The 1,585-nt window shown below is 37.2% G+C and carries 2 protein-coding genes; both read right to left on the bottom strand.

Annotated elements, in window-relative coordinates:
* Nucleotides 1-893: tetratricopeptide repeat protein (locus tag ACM0OR_RS28115; protein WP_414579692.1), on the bottom strand; the 893-nt coding region annotated here is incomplete at its 3' end.
* A gap of 50 nt (nucleotides 894-943) precedes the next feature.
* Nucleotides 944-1,501: a hypothetical protein gene (locus tag ACM0OR_RS28110; RefSeq protein WP_414579691.1), complete on the bottom strand. Its 558-nt coding sequence runs from the start codon at nucleotides 1,499-1,501 to the stop codon at nucleotides 944-946.
* Nucleotides 1,502-1,585: the final 84 nt, after the last annotated feature.

Below are 1,585 nucleotides of genomic sequence, written 5' to 3'. Positions count from 1 at the left end.
CAAGCTTGGTGAAAATCTGGTTTAAATTTCACAGCTTGGTCGTAGGATGCGATCGTCTCTTCATTGCGTCCTAAATTTGATAGCGCAATGCCGCGATGAAACCAAGCTTGGTGAAAATCTGGTTTAAATTTCACAGCTTGGTCGTAGGATGCGATCGCTTCTTCTTTCCGTCCTAAATCTGATAGCACAATGCCGCGATTGTTCCAAGCTTGGTGAAAATCTGGTTTAGATTTCACAGCTTGGTCGTAAGATGCGATCGCTTCTTCTTTCCGTCTTAAATCTGATAGCACAATGCCGCGATTGTTCCAAGCTTCGTGATCATCTGGGTTAGATTTCACAGCTTGGTTGTAGGATAATATCGCCTCTTCTTTCCGTCCTAAATTTGATAGCGCAATGCCGCGATTATACCAAGCTTCGTGATAATCTGGTTTAAATTTTAGTGCTTGGTCGTAGGATGTGATCGCCTCTTCTTTACGTCCTAAATCTGATAGTGCAACGCCGCGATTGTACCAAGCTTCGTGATCATCTGGTTTAAATTTCACAGCTTGGTTGTAGGATAATATCGCCTCTTCATTGCGTCCTAAATTAAATAGCGCAATGCCGCGATTGTTCCAAGCTTGGTGATAATCTGGTTTAAATTTTACAGCTTGGTCGTAGGATGCGATCGCTTTTTCGTAATCTTTTGCAGCATGGTATAACCTACCAAGTTCACGTAATAATTCTGGTTGGTTATTAGATATTTGATTTTCTGCTGTAATTAATTCTTGAATAACTAGGATTCTTTGTGTTCGTTCTTCTGGTGTTAAAGCCAAATATTTTTCATAATCTGTATCCTCAAGTATGCGTGATGATTCCTGTTCTAATGTTTCCCTATCTATAGGAAATTCAAACAAACCTGAACGCCAGTCAAAGAAGTCTGGCGCGCGTTGGATAAAATTAGGACTTACGCACAAATTACGGAATAAAGAACCACAGAGACGCAGAGAACACAGAGAAATAAGGGTTTGAAAGAGTTTTTGCGTAAGTCCTGAAAATATTTAATAGCAAATAGAGGTAGCAAGAACACAAAACAGATGTTAAAGTTTTCTTTCAACCGTTCTCGCTGTTGATTGAGGTTAATTAAGACAGGTGGTACACCCTTCCAACTATATGAATGTGTATCTCTACTATCCCAGCCTGAAAATGCTTTACATTCTTCGTATTCATAAAATGAATATTCTAAACCCGTGATAAATAAAATATTTATCTGTTCTTTGTTATCTAATCCATCAATGATTTCGTATAAGTTATTAACACCTTGCTTTAATTGTAAAATATCTATATTTTTATCATTAATATCTTCTTTAACGTTAGTAATTAACTGCTCACCTTGAGATGGAGAACAGCGCACAAACAATAAGCCAAAGCCTTCTGTAAATTTCAGCGTGCGGACTAAGGCTTGATATTCTTCATCTGCTGTTCCTGGTAAATCTTCATCCCAATCAGTTAATTCTAGTGTCATAATCTGAGCGAGGGATAATTTTTAATTCGTAATAAGTAATCAAACAAAATTAATTACACAAATTAATATACAATATAATTTAGG

This window comes from Anabaena sp. CCY 9402-a (assembly GCF_963920945.1).
Taxonomy (GTDB): domain Bacteria; phylum Cyanobacteriota; class Cyanobacteriia; order Cyanobacteriales; family Nostocaceae; genus Trichormus; species Trichormus minutissimus.
This window is presented reverse-complemented; position numbering and strand designations above follow the sequence as displayed.

Bases quoted from the DNA above. Each gene is read 5' to 3' on its own strand.
- ACM0OR_RS28110 (WP_414579691.1), bottom strand. From the start codon at position 1,501: ATGACACTAGAATTAACTGATTGGGATGAAGATTTACCAGGAACAGCA.